The sequence below is a fragment of the Lyngbya aestuarii BL J genome (assembly GCF_000478195.2).
GTDB lineage: Bacteria > Cyanobacteriota > Cyanobacteriia > Cyanobacteriales > Microcoleaceae > Capilliphycus > Capilliphycus aestuarii.
This window is the reverse complement of record NZ_AUZM01000351.1, coordinates 1-499: the sequence shown is the minus strand read 5'-3', so window position 1 is coordinate 499 and position 499 is coordinate 1. Positions and strand designations below refer to the sequence as shown.

General features: G+C 38.1%; 1 pseudogene. It reads right to left on the bottom strand.

Annotated elements, in window-relative coordinates:
* Positions 1 to 56 precede the first annotated feature (56 nt).
* Positions 57 to 481: pseudogene (gene tnpA, locus M595_RS29900) on the bottom strand (IS200/IS605 family transposase).
* Positions 482 to 499 lie beyond the last annotated feature (18 nt).

Genomic DNA, 499 nt, shown 5'->3' with positions numbered 1-499 from the left:
TCTTCCCCAAGAAGCCTCACTTCTAACCCGACAGAGCAGCGTGAGATGAATTGCGGTCAGGGTTTATCGGAATTAGGTTTGTTCTGATTTTCGATATATTGTCGCCGAGTTGAAATAGTTATTCCACCACAACTAGCAACAAAGTAAGAGCCATTCCATAAAACATCTTTCCAATAGAAAGAATTTAAGTGGTCGGAAAATTCTTGTCTAAGCTTTCGAGACGTTACAGATTTGAGATTATTAACCAAATTACTTAAAGCAATGTCACCGATGGTACTGAAAAAGAAGATGAACATGATTGTCTTCCCCGTTAAACTCAATTAATTTACAATCCCACTTATGAAGTAATTCTTCAAGGATGGAGTGTAACCTATTCAGCATTTCAAGAGTAAAAACTTTCCGTCGATACTTGGTTGTCAAAACCAAATGCACTTTGAGGTCACTGACAGACCTCCCGAGCGCTAACAAAATCGTTCTTCATAATCTCCACTTGAAAAAA